The sequence below is a fragment of the Vibrio sp. THAF190c genome (assembly GCF_009363355.1).
Lineage (GTDB): Bacteria > Pseudomonadota > Gammaproteobacteria > Enterobacterales > Vibrionaceae > Vibrio > Vibrio fortis_A.
Genome location: NZ_CP045338.1, coordinates 1,323,065 through 1,342,166, shown reverse-complemented (window position 1 = coordinate 1,342,166; position 19,102 = coordinate 1,323,065). Strand labels below are relative to the sequence as shown.

The following is a 19,102-nucleotide window of genomic DNA, read 5'->3' as shown; positions in this document are numbered from 1 at the left end:
GCATGTGTGCAGTTGAAACGCAGCCTGAAGTTGAAGAGATACTGCAAAGTACTCACTACCGTGAAGGTTTCTACACAGAGCTGTCTTCAGATACTTTATCAAAAGGGATCAATGAACAGGTTGTCAGAGCGATTTCCGCAAAGCGCAACGAACCTGAATGGATGTTGGAGTTTCGCTTGAACGCATTCCAACAATGGTTAGAAATGGAGGAGCCACATTGGCTCAAAGCCGAATACTCTGAGCTCAATTATCAAGATTACAGTTACTATTCAGCGCCGAGCTGCTCAAGTTGCGATGATGCTAGTAACGACAACAGTGACGATGGGTCAAATGAGTTCTTAACCAAAGAAGTAGAAACTGCGTTTGAAGCACTTGGTGTCCCAGTAAGAGAAGGGTCTGAAGTTGCTGTAGACGCTATTTTTGATTCGGTTTCTGTTACCACCACCTATCGAAAAGAGCTGCAAGAGCTGGGGATTATCTTCTGTTCATTCAGTGAAGCTATTCAAGAATACCCAAGCCTTGTTCAACAATATTTGGGCACTGTTGTCCCTCCTAAAGACAATTTCTTTGCAGCCTTAAACGCCGCGGTCGCTTCTGACGGGACCTTTGTATACATCCCCAAAGGTGTCAGGTGCCCTCGTGAGCTCTCAACCTACTTTAGAATTAATCATGCCAAAACAGGCCAATTTGAACGCACCATTCTTGTCGCCGATGAAGATTCCTACGTGAGTTACATTGAAGGCTGCTCCGCTCCCATGCGAGACAGTTACCAACTTCACGCAGCCGTGGTAGAGGTGATCATTCATAAAAACGCGGAAGTGAAATACTCCACCGTCCAAAACTGGTTCTCCGGCGAAGAAGATTCCAAAGGCGGGATTCTTAACTTTGTCACCAAACGAGCCGTTTGTGAAGGTGACCACAGCAAGATGTCTTGGACTCAATCTGAAACAGGCTCTGCAATCACTTGGAAATACCCGAGCGTCATTTTAAAGGGCGATTACTCAGTCGGCGAGTTTTTCTCCGTTGCTTTAACCAATGGAGTTCAACAGGCGGATACCGGAACCAAGATGGTCCATATCGGGAAACATACGCGCTCTACGATCATCTCAAAAGGGATCTCTGCTGGCAAAAGCCAAAACAGCTACCGAGGGCTGGTTAAAGTGACTCCTAACGCTGAAGGTGCGAGGAACTTTACTCAGTGTGATTCGATGTTAATTGGCGATCAATGCGGCGCGCACACCTTCCCATATATCGAAGTCAAAAATCCATCCGCTCATGTTGAACATGAAGCCACAACATCTCGAATCGGCGAAGACCAACTCTTTTACTGTGTCCAACGAGGCATCAGTGAAGACAACGCTATTTCAATGATTGTGAATGGCTTTTGTAAAGACGTATTTTCAGAATTACCACTCGAATTCGCTGTTGAAGCCCAGAAGCTTTTATCAATCAGCCTCGAGCACAGTGTGGGATAAACATGTTAGAAATTAAAGATTTGCACGTTAGCGTTGAAGAAAACGCTATTCTAAAGGGCATTAACCTAACCGTTAAACCCGGTGAAGTTCATGCCATCATGGGCCCAAATGGTTCAGGAAAAAGTACACTCTCGGCGACACTAGCAGGAAAAGACGATTACGAAGTCGACAGCGGCGAGATTATTTTCAAAGGCCAAGATCTCACTGAGCTCGCTCCAGAAGAGAGAGCGGGTGAAGGCGTATTTTTGGCTTTCCAATACCCCGTCGAAATTCCTGGTGTGAGCAACAAGCTGTTTCTCAATACTGCCCTCAACGAGATTCGCGAATATCGTGGTTTAGAACCTATCGATCGATTTGACTTTGAAGACCTACTCGAAGAAAAAGCTCAATTATTGAAGATGCCACCCCACCTCTTGCAACGTTCCGTTAATGAGGGATTCTCAGGTGGTGAGAAAAAGCGCAATGATATCTTGCAAATGGCAGTACTTTCTCCCGATCTTTGCATACTCGACGAGACCGATTCAGGTCTAGATATTGATGCGCTCAAGGCGGTATCAGAAGGCGTGAACGCATTACAGAATAAGCAACGTGCCTTTATTCTGGTTACGCACTATCAACGCATCCTTAACTACATCAAGCCCGATTTCGTCCATGTGTTGTACAAGGGAAAAATCGTAAAATCTGGCGACCATACGTTAGCTCACGAGTTAGAGGAGAAAGGTTATGGGTGGATCATTGATGAAGAATAAGCTCTCATTACTTGATTCATTTCAAACCCTTGTTCAACCGAATGAGTGGCAGAATAAGCAATGGTTGAAATTGCTTGATGTTGAGCTCCCCTCTTCTACGCATGAAGACTGGAAATACACTCCGCTCGACCGATTGAAAGCACTTGAAATGATTAGTGCTCCAGAACAACCTGCAGCGAATACGCCATACAATGAATTCAGTTTAGATATTGACGCTTATCGACTCGTTTTCGTTGACGGATACTTCTCTGCAAGATACTCAGACTGGATCCCCAAAGTTCGCGTGACGCCAATAAGTGCACTGTCACCTATCGAAACCGACGAGTTATCACGTTCGATAAAGCCAGATGCTTTTACTTACATTACTGATGCCACTGCTTCGTGTGGCGTGCTAATCGAAGTGGAAGCCAACACGCAGGTTTCAAAGCCGATATACCTGCTGCATGTAAATTCAAGTAAGCAAGGAGATGTGTCGAGCTACAGAAACCACATTGAAGTTGCAGCTCATTCGGAAATCAACGTCATCGAGCACCATGTCTCTGAAGGCGCTGGTGGTGGGGTTACGTTATCTCGTTTAACTCAGCATATTGGTTGCGGTGCACATTATCATCACACAAAGATAATCGAAGAGTCCTCCGCACAACACCACTTTGGACACAATGATATAACGGTCAACGCGCATGCAAGCGCCCACTCTTGCTGCCTACTTTACTCGGGGCAACTTATCCGCCACCAAGTCAGCAGTTTACTCGCTGGGGAACAAGGCTTTGTGTCTATGGATAGCGTATCACTGCCTCAATCTGAAGAGGTTTTCGATACTCGCACCTATCTCAAGCACAATGCGCCACACTGTTTAAGTGAACAAAGTCATAAAATTATCGCTCGTGACCAATCTAAGTCGGTATTTGATGGAATGATTTACGTTGATCCTGTAGCGCAAAAAACAGACGGGCAAATGGATACTCACAGTCTTATTCTAGGTGATCATGCTCAAGTCAATTCCAAGCCGAAATTGGAGATCTATGCCGACGACGTAAAGTGCAGTCACGGTGCCACCACCGGACAGATTGACCCAAATCAGATCAATTACTTACGCGCAAGAGGCATCCCAAAACAACACGCCGAACATATGATTACATCAGCTTTTGCTATTGAAGTTGCCGAAAGAATTAAACATCCAGCACTAAAACAATACGCGATAGGCAAAATCAACGCGTCACTTAACAAAGGGAGCGAACATGATTGACTCTATCGTCACGGCAAGTCCTTGGTTTAGTGACTTCCCTGCCTTAAAAACTCAAGTTTACGACAAACCCCTCGTCTACTTAGATAGCGCTGCGACTGCTCAAACGCCTCAGGTCGTTATTGATCGCATGACACAGTTCTACCAGCATGATTACGCCAGCGTTCACCGCGGTGTCCATTTTTTAAGCTCTAAAGCGACCGAAGAGATGGAGCTGGTCAGAGAAAAAGTTAGCCACTTTATTTCAGCAAGATCACGCGAGAATATTGTTTTTACCAAAGGCACAACCGAAGCCATCAATCTAGTTGCCAATAGCTATTTACGACCAAGGTTAAAACCGGGTGACGAGATTATCGTGACCGAAATGGAGCACCACGCCAACCTTGTTCCTTGGCAACTGCTCTCCGAGATTTACGATATCACCATTCGAGTTTGGCCGATGGCGGAGAATGGTTATCTGAATTTGAATGACCTTGTCTCTTTAATGAACAACAAAACCAAGCTGCTTGCGATCAGCCATGTTTCCAATGTTCTGGGACGAGTCAATCCGATTAAGACTATTGTTAAAACGGCGCACAAAGCAAAAGTACCAGTGTTGGTCGATGGTGCGCAAGCTGTCATGCACCAAGAAGTCAATATGGCCGATCTAGGTTGCGATTTCTATGCGTTCTCTGGCCATAAGCTGTATGGCCCTACGGGGATTGGTGTCCTTTATGCGAAAAAGGAACATCTGGACACAATGGTCCCTTGGGAAGGCGGCGGTGCAATGATCGACCAAGTGACACTGCCTTTGGGGACTTCATTTGGTCAGGCGCCGTGGAAGTTCGAAGCGGGTACACCAAACATCGCGGGGATTTTAGGTTTAGGGGCTGCAATAGACTATCTAGAAGCGATTGGCTTCAAAGAGATCTCCGCCTACGAAAAAAGCATTATGTACTATCTGATCGATAGCATTAAACAACTCCCTGAAATAGAGCTTTATGGCGACGATGAAAATCGAACCGGTCTATTGGCGTTTAATATGAAAAATCAGCACTCATTCGATGTTGGATCTTTCCTAGACAGATATGGAATTGCAATTCGTACCGGCCATCACTGTGCAATGCCGCTGATTAAGCGCCTTGGCCAGAATTCGGTTTGTAGAGCGTCTGTAGGCATGTATACCGGGCCAAAAGATGTAGACGCACTCTGCCAAGCATTAAAGCGAATTAGCCAACTATTAAGGTAACGTATGACCCCTGACAAACTTAAACGAAACTTTGACCGATGCGCCGACTGGGAAGAGCGTTATGTCTACCTTATCGAGTTAGGAGAAAGGCTACAGGCGTTCCCCACAGCCAAGTTAGACGATGAATACCTTATTGCCGGATGCCAAAGTAACGTGTGGCTGGATCTCACTATTGATCAACAAGGTAAAATGTCAATTCAAGCGACCAGTGACTCATCACTAGTCAAAGGTTTACTGGCTCTCATTGTCATTGCATACAACAACCAAACCGTCGATGATATTCTGAAATTCGACATCAAAGCATGGTTTACTCAACTGGATTTGCAATCTCAGTTAAGCCCTAGTCGTAGTCAAGGTTTGGAAGCTATCGTAAGACACATACTCAGCCATGCTCGCATAGTTCAACGTCAATACGAATAGAGTCGCCAGTTCCGTTGCTTGTTTAGTAGCCAGCCTACCAACAAGCAACTATTCCTAGCCCTAGCCATCTTTGCTGACCTTTCATTACATTGTCATTACAACCCCTTACCGAAGACGACTATAAATTCTTGTAGAGTTTAATTTCATCCCTATCAATAACGCCAATGAATCATGAAATACGCTTCTGCTTTATCAACGCTTCTAATCCCGATGTTGCTCACAGCTTGTGGCAGCGAAGAAAGTAACAAGAACACACCAACTCCAGCGCCTTCAAAGCAAATTGACGCTCGTGACCCAGTCGCAATCGCTAAGCTTGGAAAGGATTACACCTTACAACTGGCTGTCAGTTCATTCCAATTGAACAGTAATAAAGACTTCAATATCGATATCACGCAGTATGCCGAGAAAACCAACACTACAGGCACATTTGCTCAAGTTCATGGCATACCAGAGCGAAACTACAAAACGATGAGTGATGCCGATGTGTCATTCAATGTCACTGTCAAAACAGATAAAGGTGAGGAGTACCAACTGACTCATTTCAATCTGTATTACGAGAACTTTAACAGCACCTCAGTACCTGAAAAGTTAGCCCTGTCCACTGTTGAACAAGACGCAAAAAACGTGACGTTGTGGAAGCAGCAATCGAATATTCTGATCAACCAAGATTTCGTTGAAGCCAATATGGGTGTGATGTTTGACCTCGATTCAATGAGACCGATGAACTTATACGTACGATTGGGCGAAACTCTAAGTAACGGTGTTCAGTTCTTGCCGTATGCTGCGGAGAATACAGAAACTGGCTATACCAAGATCTCACATACCAACTGCACAGCGATTGAACCAACATCTAAAGCACTGAGTGATATTGGTATTCATCAAAAAACCTGTGTTAGCGCTCATGGCTACCAGATTCCACTTATCATCGAAGACAAATCTAAGATGCACACCGAATCAAAAGTAGCTCATGTGAAAGCGGTGATGAGCTTCTTCCTAGATAACATGGATAAAGAGATTGCAGAGGCGGTTTATCAAAGTAAAGCATCGATGGCTTTCTTCTATGATGAGTCTTGGGATGAACGTTTAGACGCACACATGGATGAGTTGGAAGGCAACTACCGCTTCCAAGATCTGTTTGCGACCGAAACCACTGAGTCGACGAGTGAAGAGACCAAACCTAACCTAACTGGTCGTGATGCGGCATTTGAAGAAATCCTTCATTTTGTTCACGACTATGGTGTGATGAAAGTTGCTGTAAGCAAACCAACATCAGTTTGGGCAACTATGCAGAAAGAGTTGGACACCCTGAACGCAGCAGCAATTCGCAATGGCACTTACTACCCAAATCTTAAAGACGCAAACATCGTTGAAGCCGACCTAGATGCGGAGTCATACGACCAAGAGTACCTTGCTTATGCGCTTTACGCTTACTACGACATCAACCCGAAAGGTCACACGTCTCAAGAGTATAAGGCGTCTACTTACAGTGAGTTAGTGAGTCTTGATCCGGAAGTGGTTAAGTTCTTGGAGAAGTACTTCCCTTCTAGAGCCGACTTCAAAACTCAATTCCCGGGTTACCCTAATAACTAATGGAATCGTGCACCAACTAATCCGAGCGCTCGTCGCTCGGATTTTTTCATCAAGCCGGTATTTAGCCACTTGAGCTCATCAGAAATCTACCCACCCTCAACGGATATTATTTGCTAACAAATATAAAGCAATGAGTTGCTTATAATTCTGGCTGTAGCACATTTCTATGATCAACTTTCGAAGATAATACGTATCGATCGTTCTTAAGGAAAAACCTCCCCCAAAAACAATAATGGAGAACAACGTATGTCTTTACGATTAATCGCAACCACCGTCGCTCTTATCGGTGCGAGTTTTACTGCCCAAGCGTCTGAGTGTGAAGTATCAATTGATGCCAGCGACCAAATGAAGTTTTCAACGGATACCCTAAGTGTTCCAGCTAGCTGTAAAGAGGTGACGCTAACGCTAAACCACACTGGTTCATTACCTGTACAATCAATGGGACACAATGTTGTCATCACTGATACAGCATCAGTTCAAGCCGTTGGTATTGATGGTATGTCTGCTGGTCTCGACAACAACTACGTAAAACCGGGCGATGATCGTGTATATGCGTTTACACGTGTTATTGGCGGAGGCGAATCGGTTTCTGTTACTTTCAGCACCGAGAAAATGCAAGCTGGTGGTGACTACTCGTTTATCTGTTCTTTCCCAGGCCACTGGGCAATCATGAAAGGCAAATTTGAGTTCAAGTAACTCCAAATTAATCAAAAAATCCGAGCATTTGCTCGGATTTCTATTTCATATTAACAAGCAGGATTATACAATACATCAAACTGTTAACCTGTGGTGTATTATGAATCGATTCTTACTTAACAATATTGGAAATAGAGACCATAAGACTATTTATAGTACTCTTTCTAAACATGCCATATTTGATTGTTCACCCACCCAGTTCGGTTGGGATCACTACAAAGATATCCATATTGGCGACCATGTATTTGTTATTGACTCATCTAAGCAAGTATCAAAAGAATTTAGAGTAACTATGATAGCTGACGAGGTTGCTTTGAAAGGCGATTGTTGGGGAGAGTTTGAATCAGTTACGGGTGGTGATGCTAGAGTATTATTTGGTGTTTTAGTCTCAGAACCTAGAGTAGCTTATGGTGATTTCGTATTAGAGCATTCCATTAAATACGGAAAAAAGTTCAACCCTGTGACAGGGAAACTAACCTCTCCTGGGTTTAATTGCTGCGCGTTTTAATGACCACTAATTTAAAAAGCCCCAATCTAGGTTGGGGCTTTATTGTATTGGTCTCGATTACAGCTTAAAGCGGCTGATTTCGCTCTCTAGTTCATGAGAAAGTTCAGACAGCTGAGCGGCTTGCTCTGCAGCTTGGTGTGCTTCGTCAGCTAGCTCGTTAGATACGTCACGGATGCCCTCAGTGTTGCGAGTAATCTCAGACGTTACCGATGCTTGCTCTTCTGCAGCAGAAGCGATTTGTGTCGCCATATCGCTGATACGTTCAACCGCTGCATGAATCTGCGTTAGGCTCGCAGCAGCAGAGTTTGCATCATCAACGCTGGTTTCAGCAAGAGAACGGCTATCGTTCATAATGCTAACCGCTTTACCGGTTGTGCCTTGAAGCAATTCGATCGTTTGTTGAATCTCTTGTGTAGAGCCATGTGTACGTTGACTAAGAACACGTACTTCGTCTGCTACTACCGCAAAACCACGACCTTGTTCACCAGCACGTGCTGCTTCGATAGCTGCGTTCAGTGCTAGAAGGTTTGTTTGCTCAGCGATACCTTGGATGTTTGAAAGAATCGCGTTGATGCTATTACCGTGCTCTTCCAGTTCAAGAATAACGTTAGTCGCTACTTGAACTTCTTGAGCAAGGTTTTGAATAGAGCTTTGAGTTTGAGTCACTTGGCCTGTGCCGTGCTCACACGCACCCACTGCTTCAGATGAGTTCTGTGCAGTGTGGTCTGCGTTGCCCGCGATCTCTTGTGTTGCTGCTGCCATTTCATTTACAGCGGTTGCAACCATGTTGATCTCATCTTGCTGCATTTGAATGCGCGCACTGCGCTCTTCTGCTTGAGAAGCTGTTTGACGAGCTTGATTCGCCAAAGAAGCCGATACTTCACTCAGTTTAAGCACCATGGTGTGCATGTTGCCCACAAAGCGGTTGAAGTTCTCAGCCAGTTGACCAATCTCATCATCGCTCTTAGGTTCAAGACGTTGAGTTAAATCGCCTTCACCTGATGCAATCTCTTCTAGAGCAAGAGATACGCGGTTTAGATCGCGGAACAGGAAGCCCACTAACCAAGATACTAATGCGATAACGACTAGTGTGATGATTACTGCAGTCGTGATTAGCTGAGTAAGTAGTGTTGAGTGGCTCGCTTCTTCAGTTGCGCGGTCCATTTGAACAGCAAAGATCCAGTTCGTGTCTGGAACCTTAGTGAAGTAAAGTAGCTTCTCTTTACCACGCTCATTAATGATCTCGATGCTGCCTGTACGAACTGCGTTCTCAATAGTCGACATTGAAATATCGTTAGACAGTTGGCTTACTGGCTTCAAGCTCAGTGCTGAATCAGGGTGTGCTAAGAATGTACCATCTGTCGCATCAATCAGCATCGCGTATGCGTTGTCACCCACATCAAGGCTAATCACGTCGCTAACCAGTTGATCAATCAGTACGTCAGCTCCAACAACACCAACAAATTGACCATTCTTACGTACAGGTTCAGCAATCGTTACTAGAAGCGCTTTAGTGATCGCATCTGTGTAAGCCGTTGTGATGATCTGTTTGCCTGCAGCGTTCGCTTCTTTATACCAAGGACGCTGACGCGGATCATAACCTGCACGGTTACGCTCTGGGTGAGAGCGGTACATACCACCTTCTGGTGTACCAAGGAAAATATCGTCAAAGCCACCCGCTACGCGAGCTTGTTTTAGATATGGGACTACATCGCTCTCTTGCGAAAAATCATTAAATGCAGATGCAATGTCTCTACGAATATCAATCCAATTTTTAATACCTTCAGAAGCCGCTTCCGATACGCTTTCTGCTCGCATGTAAATACCGCTGCGAGTTTGTTCAAATAGTTGGTTTGCAGAGAGCCATGTCAACGCAGTTGCCATAGCTACCACTGCTGATAAGCTCGCGCCTATCAACTTTTGCTTTAATGTTAGTTTCATTCTTAGTACACAAGTGGTTGGAAAACCCGCGCATACTAACCAAATTAATAACTAAGTTCGAGTGGTTTTAACAAATAAATGCCTAAAATAACGCCACAAGATTCATAGCTTTATTTTATGACAAAAGCTTGTCACTTCGCCAAATTTATAACGCTCAAATCGGTCTTTTTTGTCCCATAAAGCCCTTATATTTTGTGTATAAAAAAGGCGAAAGAACATCACTCTTTCGCCTCATATTTAGATCAAAAATCTATATTTCGTTACAGATTTACCAGATCAATTAACGTTTCTCTGTACGCATACCCATTAGTAGGCTCAAACACATCAGCAGTAGAATAAGCGTAAACGGAAGAGCCGTCGAAATCGCACCCGCTTGCAAAGCTTGTACTGCTTCTGTGCCACCAACCCAAAGTAGTGCCACCGCAATTGCCCCCTCTAGGAACGCCCAGAACACACGCTGCGGTACCGGAGTATCAACTTTACCACCTGCAGTGATGCTATCGATTACTAACGAACCTGAATCCGACGACGTGATGAAGAACACAAGTACTAGAATCACGGCAATAATTGAAAGCAGCGTACCAAACGGTAGCACATCAAACATCTGGAACATGGCTAGTGAAATGTCGGTTAGGCCTTCAGTACCTAGTTGACCAATGCCGTTCACAATTTGATCAATCGCTAAGCCACCGAATACTGACATCCAGATGATAGTTACCGTCGTCGGAACAATCAGTACTGCTGTGATAAATTCACGAACGGTACGACCTTTAGAAACACGTGCGATGAACATACCTACGAATGGTGACCAAGAGATCCACCAAGCCCAATAGAATACCGTCCAGCCATGTAGCCAAGCTTCATCTTCACGACCATGTGGGTTACTCAGTGGAATGATGTTCTCAATGTACGCCATCAATGTAGTTGGGATAGAGCCCAGCGTTACTGCGTAGCCAATCAGACCAACCAAAATCAATAGTAAGAACGCCACCAGCATGTTGATGTTACTGATGACTTTTACACCACCGTCGATACCACGCAGTACCGAAACAACGGCAAGCAGAGTCACGACACTGATAACAATCACTTGCAGTGACAGTCCAGCTTCAATACCAAATACATGTTGGATACCTGATGCAGCTTGCTGTGCGCCTAGGCCAAGAGATGTAGCTAGACCAAACAGCGTTGCCAGTACCGCTAAGATATCAACGATGTGACCAGCCCAACCCCATGCGCGGTCGCCTAAAATCGGATAGAAGATAGAACGAATCGAAAGCGGAAGACCTTTGTTGTAGGTAAAGAATGCTAAAGACAGAGCAACCACACCATAAATAGCCCATGGGTGAAGACCCCAGTGGTACATAGTTGCACCCATCGCCAAGCGTGCTGCTTCTGGTGTATTAGGCTCAACGCCAAGCGGCGTCTCATACCAGCCAGTGAAGTATGCTGCTGGCTCTGCCACACTCCAGAACATTAGACCAATACCCATACCTGCGGCGAACAGCATTGCCAACCAAGACATGAATGAGTAATCAGCCGTTGCGTCGTTACCACCTAAACGAATCTTACCAAATGGAGAAACGATCAAACCTAGGCAGAAAATAACGAAAATGTTGCCAGACCAGATGAATAGCCAATCGAACGAGTTGATGATTTGCCATTTAACACCGTCTAGTGCCGCCTTAGCCGACGCGGTATCCGTAACCAATATCCCAATTAAAAACAGCGCAATAAGACCTGCGCTGATACCAAAAACAGGATTGTGAACATCAAATCCCCATTTTTGTACGTTATCTTGACCTACCGTGTAATCGGTACTGTCAATACTGTATTTATCTATACCTTTAGTCATTATCCCTCTCTACGGGGTACTACTAATTTAGTAATATCCCTAATCATATTGTGACTAAATAAAACAAACCAGAACACTCAATCCAAGCAGAACAAGTTCGTTGTCACAGCAATTCAAATACTTGGATGACTGAAGTTTAGCAGGTTAAGCTGTTGTTTTCAGTAAACCATAGGTAGTTCGCTGAGTTTTCACTCAAATGTAATCAATTTACTCGAATTTATGACTAAAAAAAGACCGAACACGTCGGTCTATTGATTTAAATTACTTTCAGGTCAAAGTATTTTTATGCTCCAAAAGCACTTTATAAGAGCAATAATTAGGGAGCAATCATTCAACAAGACCGGAGTTAACCGCGAATTTTGCCAGCTCAGCGGTCGAATGAATGTCCAACTTATGCTTTATATTTTGCCTGTGCGTTTCGACCGTCCGATAACTGATATCCAACGTCTTGGCGATGGCTTTACTGCTCTCCCCTTTCGCCACCAGCTTCAATACCGCCTCTTCTCGTCTACTCAACGGATTTTTTGCGGTTTGAGTTGGAGTGATAGGTTGAGTGAACAGCGTCTGAGTCACCTTCTCACAGAAATAGGTCGAGCCTTGATTAACGGTCTTAATCGCTTGCACCATTTTCTCAGCAGATATCTCTTTAAGCATGTAACCCACAGCCCCCGACTGCATCACTTTCATGATGTATTCGCGGTTGTCGTGCATGGTTAACATCAGCACTTTAATATCCGGCGTCTCTTCTTTTATCAATCGAGTGGCATCAATGCCATTCATGATCGGCATGCTGACGTCCATAAGCACCACATCGGGTTGTAGGTCTTTCACTACTTCAACCGCTTCTAAACCATTGCTTGCAGACCCAATCACTTCGATCTTAGGCTCTAAGTGCAAACGTGCGATAAATCCATCTAATACCACTTGATGATCATCGACGATCACCACTTTAATTGGTTTATCCATAAACTAATCCATCTAATTTCAATAATACGGTGATCTCTGTGCCGAAGCCCGGCTCACTTTCCAATTCAAATTCACCGCCAATAAACTCGACGCGTTCGCGCATATTACGCAGTCCAATACCTGACTTGCGCAGTGTTGTGCTGACATCAAAACCAACGCCGTCATCGCGTATAATCAGCTGCAACATACTGCCCAAAGGCTGAAGTGCCACTCTCACACTATTGGCACTCGCATGCTTCTCAATGTTGGTCAATGACTCCTGAGCAACACGATAAAGTGTTGTTGTTACTTCTGATTTCAACTTTAAACCATTTAAACTGATTGCTGCTTCTGTCTCTATCTGAGAATGTGATTTGAAATCAATCAACAGTGAATTCAGTGCAGCTTCAAGCCCTAAATCATCCAAGGCACTTGGACGAAGATTGTGAGAAATATGCCTAACCTCGTTAATTGCTGTCATTAATGAGTTCTGGCATTTCTCCAAGTGTCGTTTTTGGGTGTCATCATCCAGTTTAGTCCCTAACAGCTCTAGGTGACATTTACTCGACACAAGTAATTGATTTATCCCATCATGAAGTTCGCGAGCTAGATGCTTTTTCTCATCTTCTTGGAACATCACTGTCTTATGGGCAAGTTCTTTAAGGCTCTTGTCTGCAATACGATGTTCATGCAGGTTAACCGCTAGTGTCAGCACCACAATCACGGCTACCGTCACCGTTACAATCACCACCATGGTGAAGAAAGTGGTTTCGATATTGTTATTAACCGCAGACTGCATATTGGTGACCTCCTGAGAGACATCTTCAATATAGAGCCCGGTTCCTATCATCCAATTCCATTTGCTTAGCCATGACGCGTAGCTCAGTTTAGGAACAATCTCATTAGTGGACGGCTTCTGCCACAGGTAATGGTGAAAGCCACCGCCACTTCTTGCTTGCGCCAACAAAGACTCAATCAAATAGTTGCCGTTTTCGTCTTGGATATGAAGAAGGTTTTCTCCCTGCAGCTCAGGCATGACTGGGTGAACAAGATTGGTGCCAAACTCATCATAAACAAAGAAATAGCCATCTGTGCCGTAGCGCAGTTTGCTGATGATCGCTTTGACGGCATGCTGAGCTTCGGCTTCATCCATATCGGGATCGTTGTAGATGTGAGAGATAGCATCAAACGCCAGATCGACTAGATCCTTTAATGCAGACTCTTTGGACTTAATCAAACTGGAATGGAACAGCTCCACCTCTTTTTCACCCAAGGTCTTGGCTTGGAAAACAGAGATCCAGCTGGTAAGAGCCATCACCAACAACAAGGGTAATAGGCTCAATAGAATCAGTTTCGCTTTTAGAGGCATTTCCACTCCTTGGATACGTCAGCTCTATATGCTTTCATTACTTCGCTCTTTGGCCGAAACAGCCAATCTCCTTGCAGCTTAGTACAAAAACAAAGCTGCCCCTAAGAGCAGCTTTACTTTATCAAGACTTGTTAATTTTATGTAATCAGGCGATCACATTCCGTAGAATTCAGGGAATACCAATAGCGATGCGAGCACCAGTATCTGAATCCCGATAAACGGCATTACACCACGGTAAATATCACGAGTCGTCACACCTTTTGGCGCCACACCTTTCAGGTAGAACAGGCTAAATCCGAATGGTGGTGTTAAGAAAGAGGTTTGTAGGTTCATTGCGATCAAGATTGCAAACCATGTCATGTTGATGCCCATGATCTCAGCAACCGGTGCAATGATTGGTACAATGATAAAACAGATTTCAACAAAGTCGATGAAGAAACCAAGAATCAAAATAACCAACATCGTGATGATCAGGAAGCCCCATTTCTCACCCGGGATTTGTAGCATCCACTCTTCAACTAGGTAGTCACCACCAGTGTAGGTAAACGCCATAGAGAAGGCTGTTGCACCCAGCAAGATAGCAAATACCATTGCTGTCACTTTCACTGTCTCTTTTGACGCTTCGTATACCATTGTCCAGCTAAACTGACGGTAAAGTAGCGCTAATACGATAGCACCAGCACCACCAAGAGCGGCTGATTCCGTTGGCGTCGCAACACCGGCAAAGATTGAGCCCAATACCACAACAATCAGAGCTAAAGGCGGAATCACAGCTTTCAAAGCAGTGATAACTTCTTGCTTACGGCTGATGTTGTCGTCACTTGGGATCGCTTGCGCCGCTTCAGGGTTCATTTTTGCGTAGATAAGGATGTACAGCACATAAGCACCAACCAATACCAAACCCGGCCATACTGCCGCTTGGAAAAGGTCACCAACAGGTACACCAAGCACATCACCGAGCAGAATAAGTACGATAGAAGGTGGGATGATCTGCCCTAGAGTACCTGAAGCACAGATGGTGCCACACGCTAACCCTTTGTCGTAGTTGTACTTAAGCATAACAGGGAGTGAAATAAGCCCCATTGCTACCACTGAAGCCCCTACTACACCTGTCGAGGCAGCAAGTAGTGCGCCTACCAAAACTGTCGAGATAGCGATACCGCCTCGTACACCACCAAACAGCTTACCCATGGACTCAAGCAACTGCTCAGCAAGACGAGTCTTCTGTAGAACCAAGCCCATGAACACGAACAGTGGCACCGCCATCAACACCGTGTTTTCCATGATGGACTGGATTCGATAAGGCATGAAGGCAAACATATCCATACCTTCGGCCCACACACCAAAAATCAACGCGATACCACCAAAGGTGAACGCAACCGGGAAGCCAAGTAGCAACGCAAACAAGGCTACAAAAAACATTACAATACCGATCATTTTTGTCTCCTTACTTTTGCTCGTGTGACTGAATCAGGTGTGGGTTAAATATCTTGTTCAGTGAGTGCAGCATCAGGCCAACACCACTGATTGCCATAAATAGGAATGACAATGGGATCATCGCTTTAATGATCCAGCGATACGGCAAGCCGCCTGGATCTCCCGATGTTTCACCTAGTGAGTAACTCTCTTTGGCAAAATCAATACCGTACCAAGCTACCAACAAACAGAACGGGAACAGAAAGAATATTGTCCCTAGTAAATCGATGATGGCTTGAGCGCGATTGGAAAGGCGCTCATAGAACAGGTCAACACGTACGTGGCCACCCGCTTTAATGGCATAAGGAACACCAAGTAGGAATACGGCCGAGAATAGGTGCCATTCCATCTCCTGAAACGCAATCGACACGTCGTTAAATACATAACGCATCACAACGTCATACACCACGTTGGCAAGCAACAAGATGAACAGGATGCTGGATAACCAGCCAAGGAAATCACCAAAACGATTAAAGGCTCGTTCGATATAAATTAGACTTCTCATTCCCTACTCCATGGAATTTGAAATGGCTCCGCTCAATGCAACAGCGGAGCTGTATTAGGGGCTCTTAGCGTTTCGTTATTATTTAAGGTGAAACTGCAAAGAGGTTTTCTTGGGCTTCTCGGTAGCTCAAGACTCGCCCGAGCTACCGATTTTTTGGGGTTACGCTTTAATGCGCAAACCAATTATTGTGCTTGGCTGTTTAGGTAAGCACGGTGTGAGATGTTTGACCATGGACGAACTTGCTCGATGTAAGCCGCTTGCGAAGCTTGAATCTCTTTCGCTGTTGCGTCTTTGTCAGCATGCTCTTTCAATAGGCGGTCATTCGCTTCACGAAGTGCAGTCATTACTTCAACTGGGAAGTCTTTTACCTGAACATTTGGGTACTCAGACTGGATTGAAGCCCAGTTCTTACCACTTTCGTGCTTAGATTGCGTGTACATGTCGTAAGCAGCAGTCTTCATCGCTACTTGTAGGATCGCTTTCAGGTCATCTGGTAGCTTGTTCCAAGTACGCTTGTTGATTAGGAACTGAAGCTCTGTACCTGGCTCATGCCAACCTGTGTAGTAGTAAGGTGCGATTTTGTGGAAGCCCATACGTAAATCAAGAGATGGACCTACCCACTCCAATGCATCAATCGTACGACGCTCTAGAGACGTGTATAGCTCGCCCGGTGCGATGTTTGTAGGCTTAGCACCTAGCTCTGCCAAGATTTCACCAGCGAAGCCTGGGATACGCATTTTAAGACCTTGTAGATCTTCTACTGAGTTGATCTCTTTCTGGAACCAACCACCCATCTGAGTATCTGTGTTACCACCTGGGAACGAAAGTAGGTTATGTGGAGAGTAAACCTTCTCCATCAGCTCCATACCGCCACCGTAGTAGAACCAAGCGTACTGCTCTGTTGGTAGCATACCGAAAGGCATCGAAGTGAAGTAAAGCGTGTTTGGCACCTTACCCTTCCAGTAATACGATGCAGAGTGACCCATATCGTACTGACCAGATTTCACCATATCGAATACACCTAGCGGCGCTTTGTGTTTATTCGCAGAGTCGATACGAATTTGTAGACGACCGTTCGACATCTCTTCAGCCATCTTGGCCATGTTCTTAGTGGTGTCACCGAAAATTGGGAAGTTTGGCCCCCAAGTTTCCGCCAGTTTCAAACGATAGACTTTGTCAGCAGCTGTCGCGCCTGTAGCAACCATTGCTAAACAAGCTGTCGCGGTAACCGCTACGTTTTTAAACACTCGAGTGAGGGAGTTAGAAATAAGACTCATGTTCACGTCCTTTGTTGGGTTCAATACTCTTTCTATGAGCACTTTATGATTCAACCAAAGAATGCATCGACATCTGTTAATAAGAAATGGGAATGAGCACGCAGGCTACGCAGCCAATAAATTCAGTATTAGACCAAAGAACTAAGTATTAGTACGTAGGACTTTTACCCAAACAACGAAAATTAAAGAGATAGAGAAGCGATAAGCGGGAGATCGCAAAGAAAAGTTCGTACGTAGTAATCTACGGCTAAAGTTAACAACATTTTACGAGAACGTGACAGACGTCGTGTAGAGTGCCAAATGATTATGAACATAAGCACTTATAAAATATTGAAAAAGTCTTTGTAAGTTGGATGTGCTCAGGAGCAGTAGAGAGTTTGGCAGGCGCTAGATGTAAAAAAGCCTCGATAAGATCGAGGCTTAAAACTTAGAAAGCGAATTAATTCCAAAGGAATTAGATAGCTTTGTAGACAACCTTGTTACCTGCAAGCTGTTCTTTCGCTACTAGGTTTTCTTCAAGAAGTTTTTTCAATGCGCCTGTTGCCCATGAACCAGCTTTCGCATCTTCTTGACCAGCCGCTAGGCCGATACCTTTAGGGTTGATGCCGTCGGCATTGCTAGCAACGATGTCTAGAACTTGTTGCTGTTTAGGAGTCAGTGATACAGACGCCGCTTTTGGTGCTGCTACTGTTTTCTCTACCGCTGGTTTTGCTGCTACAGTTTTTTCTGCTACAACTTTCTCTGCGACAGGCTTTGCTGTTTTTGGCGTTGCTTCTACTTTTGCTACAGCCGCTTTAATGCGCTTTTGCAGCTTCGCCTGCACCTTACGCTTATGAGCAAGTCTCATTGAATATTTCTCCAGTTCACTGCTCTAACTCGCAGTGGTGAAAATTTGAAGCGCGATTTATACCAAAAAACGGGAGCTATTTGTAGAGTGGAGCGTCGAAAGTCGACGAAAAATAACGATATTGTCTATCAACGTCTATTATTTAGACAGGGCATTATTAATTTGAGGTCATATCTACTGGTTATCCATCCAGACCCAAAATATGAAACTTGGTGAACCCTATGGAAACACGTCATATTGCAAACTTTTCACTACCTAAATTCAAAAGTGCATATCGTTATGTCGCTGTGATCTTAGGCTTCGTTTGCTTGTTAGTTGCTCTCTATTATGACGCGCCCCGCCTACTTTTTGTTGGCTCTTTTTTGGTTATTGTTTTACTTGTCGCTGGCTACTACTTGATGCTGCGTAGCAGAGTCCTGTTTACACTTACTCCGACCCATTTTCAGCAACACTTCTATAAAGGTGGCTGGGTATTGAAATGGTCAAACATAGAAAAGATTGGCCTATGCACCTATCAACAAGATGGATGGCATCAACCTCTTCCTTGGATTGGTATCAAAATTCGAGATTACGCCCCTTACCTTGATTCCATCTGTCCGAAAATCACAACTGAACTGCTACTAAACCAACGAGCACTACTCTACCTTGGCGCTAAGCAGGCGGGGCATGAATCTAAGTTTGAAGACATCGTTTTGGACTCATCACAATTCAACGGCAAGATGCGTTTTAGCGACGATAACAGCAATATTTTTATCGACCAAGACGCGCTTAATGCCTCAAAGGCACAAGCCCTAACCAAAGAGAAAGACAGACGCTGGCAATATTCAGGTTTACAAGCGATGCTGGCTAACCGGATGCGTTATCAGCGTGGGTATCATGGCTACGATATCTTTATATCGACCAATGACTTAAAAATGAGTGGGGAGGAATTTGTAGGGCTTGCTCGACGTTACCTTGCAGCGGCGGAACGTGAACAATAAA

17 protein-coding genes are annotated in these 19,102 nt (G+C 44.7%); 9 read left to right on the top strand and 8 right to left on the bottom strand.

The annotated features are described in order from the left end of the window. Positions 1-2: 2 nt before the first annotated feature. The 8 genes from sufB (at position 3) to FIV04_RS06075 (ending at position 7,909) form a co-directional block, all read left to right on the top strand. On the top strand, positions 3-1,475 hold the full coding sequence (gene sufB / locus FIV04_RS06110) for a Fe-S cluster assembly protein SufB (RefSeq protein WP_152468557.1): 1,473 nt from the start codon (positions 3-5) through the stop codon (positions 1,473-1,475). Between the two features lie 2 nt (positions 1,476-1,477). Continuing rightward, positions 1,478-2,224, top strand: a complete 747-nt coding sequence (sufC, locus tag FIV04_RS06105) for a Fe-S cluster assembly ATPase SufC (protein ID WP_152468556.1) — start codon at positions 1,478-1,480, stop codon at positions 2,222-2,224. Further along, positions 2,214-3,470 carry a Fe-S cluster assembly protein SufD gene (gene sufD / locus FIV04_RS06100; protein ID WP_253895380.1) on the top strand — a complete coding sequence of 419 codons (1,257 nt, stop codon included), beginning with the start codon at positions 2,214-2,216 and terminating at the stop codon, positions 3,468-3,470. Before sufC ends, sufD begins: the two co-directional genes overlap by 11 nt. Next, a complete protein-coding gene (locus tag FIV04_RS06095) occupies positions 3,463-4,695 on the top strand; it encodes a cysteine desulfurase (protein ID WP_152468554.1) in 1,233 nt (410 codons plus the stop codon). The genes sufD and FIV04_RS06095 overlap by 8 nt, the downstream gene beginning before the upstream one ends. A gap of 3 nt (positions 4,696-4,698) precedes the next feature. Continuing rightward, positions 4,699-5,115 (top strand): cysteine desulfuration protein SufE, encoded by a 417-nt coding sequence (gene sufE / locus FIV04_RS06090; protein ID WP_152468553.1) that lies wholly within the window; start codon positions 4,699-4,701, stop codon positions 5,113-5,115. Between the two features lie 171 nt (positions 5,116-5,286). Next, positions 5,287-6,705: a hypothetical protein gene (locus FIV04_RS06085; RefSeq protein ID WP_152468552.1), complete on the top strand. Its 1,419-nt coding sequence runs from the start codon at positions 5,287-5,289 to the stop codon at positions 6,703-6,705. A 246-nt stretch (positions 6,706-6,951) separates the two neighbouring features. Continuing rightward, positions 6,952-7,401 carry an azurin gene (azu, locus tag FIV04_RS06080; RefSeq protein ID WP_152468551.1) on the top strand — a complete coding sequence of 150 codons (450 nt, stop codon included), beginning with the start codon at positions 6,952-6,954 and terminating at the stop codon, positions 7,399-7,401. A 100-nt stretch (positions 7,402-7,501) separates the two neighbouring features. Continuing rightward, positions 7,502-7,909, top strand: coding sequence for a hypothetical protein (locus FIV04_RS06075; protein WP_152468550.1), 408 nt, complete (start codon positions 7,502-7,504; stop codon positions 7,907-7,909). A 57-nt stretch (positions 7,910-7,966) separates the two neighbouring features. Here the strand turns inward: FIV04_RS06075 and FIV04_RS06070 are convergent, their stop codons facing one another. The 8 genes from FIV04_RS06070 to FIV04_RS06035 all read right to left on the bottom strand — a co-directional run bounded on the left by FIV04_RS06070 (position 7,967) and on the right by FIV04_RS06035 (position 18,121). Continuing rightward, entirely contained in the window at positions 7,967-9,850 is a 1,884-nt protein-coding gene (locus tag FIV04_RS06070) for a methyl-accepting chemotaxis protein (RefSeq protein ID WP_152468549.1), read from the bottom strand. A 280-nt stretch (positions 9,851-10,130) separates the two neighbouring features. After that, complete coding sequence (locus FIV04_RS06065; protein ID WP_152468548.1) at positions 10,131-11,702, bottom strand: BCCT family transporter; 1,572 nt, start codon at positions 11,700-11,702, stop codon at positions 10,131-10,133. Positions 11,703-12,029: 327 nt separating this feature from the next. Continuing rightward, positions 12,030-12,668 carry a response regulator transcription factor gene (locus tag FIV04_RS06060; RefSeq protein ID WP_032549257.1) on the bottom strand — a complete coding sequence of 213 codons (639 nt, stop codon included), beginning with the start codon at positions 12,666-12,668 and terminating at the stop codon, positions 12,030-12,032. Next, the gene (locus FIV04_RS06055) at positions 12,661-14,016 is read right to left on the bottom strand and encodes a cache domain-containing protein (protein ID WP_152468547.1); all 1,356 of its coding nucleotides are present in this window, start codon (positions 14,014-14,016) and stop codon (positions 12,661-12,663) included. Before FIV04_RS06055 ends, FIV04_RS06060 begins: the two co-directional genes overlap by 8 nt. Before the next feature lie 153 nt (positions 14,017-14,169). Then, the gene (locus FIV04_RS06050; protein ID WP_032549260.1) at positions 14,170-15,453 is read right to left on the bottom strand and encodes a TRAP transporter large permease subunit; all 1,284 of its coding nucleotides are present in this window, start codon (positions 15,451-15,453) and stop codon (positions 14,170-14,172) included. Positions 15,454-15,463: 10 nt separating this feature from the next. Beyond that, positions 15,464-15,997, bottom strand: a complete 534-nt coding sequence (locus tag FIV04_RS06045; protein WP_032549261.1) for a TRAP transporter small permease subunit — start codon at positions 15,995-15,997, stop codon at positions 15,464-15,466. Positions 15,998-16,179: 182 nt separating this feature from the next. Further along, complete coding sequence (locus FIV04_RS06040; RefSeq protein WP_032549262.1) at positions 16,180-17,274, bottom strand: TRAP transporter substrate-binding protein; 1,095 nt, start codon at positions 17,272-17,274, stop codon at positions 16,180-16,182. 454 nt (positions 17,275-17,728) lie between these two features. Next, on the bottom strand, positions 17,729-18,121 hold the full coding sequence (locus tag FIV04_RS06035) for a hypothetical protein (RefSeq protein ID WP_032549263.1): 393 nt from the start codon (positions 18,119-18,121) through the stop codon (positions 17,729-17,731). 221 nt (positions 18,122-18,342) lie between these two features. Here FIV04_RS06035 and FIV04_RS06030 point away from each other — a divergent pair, with 221 nt between their 5' ends. Beyond that, entirely contained in the window at positions 18,343-19,101 is a 759-nt protein-coding gene (locus FIV04_RS06030) for a DUF2982 domain-containing protein (protein ID WP_152468546.1), read from the top strand. Position 19,102: the final 1 nt, after the last annotated feature.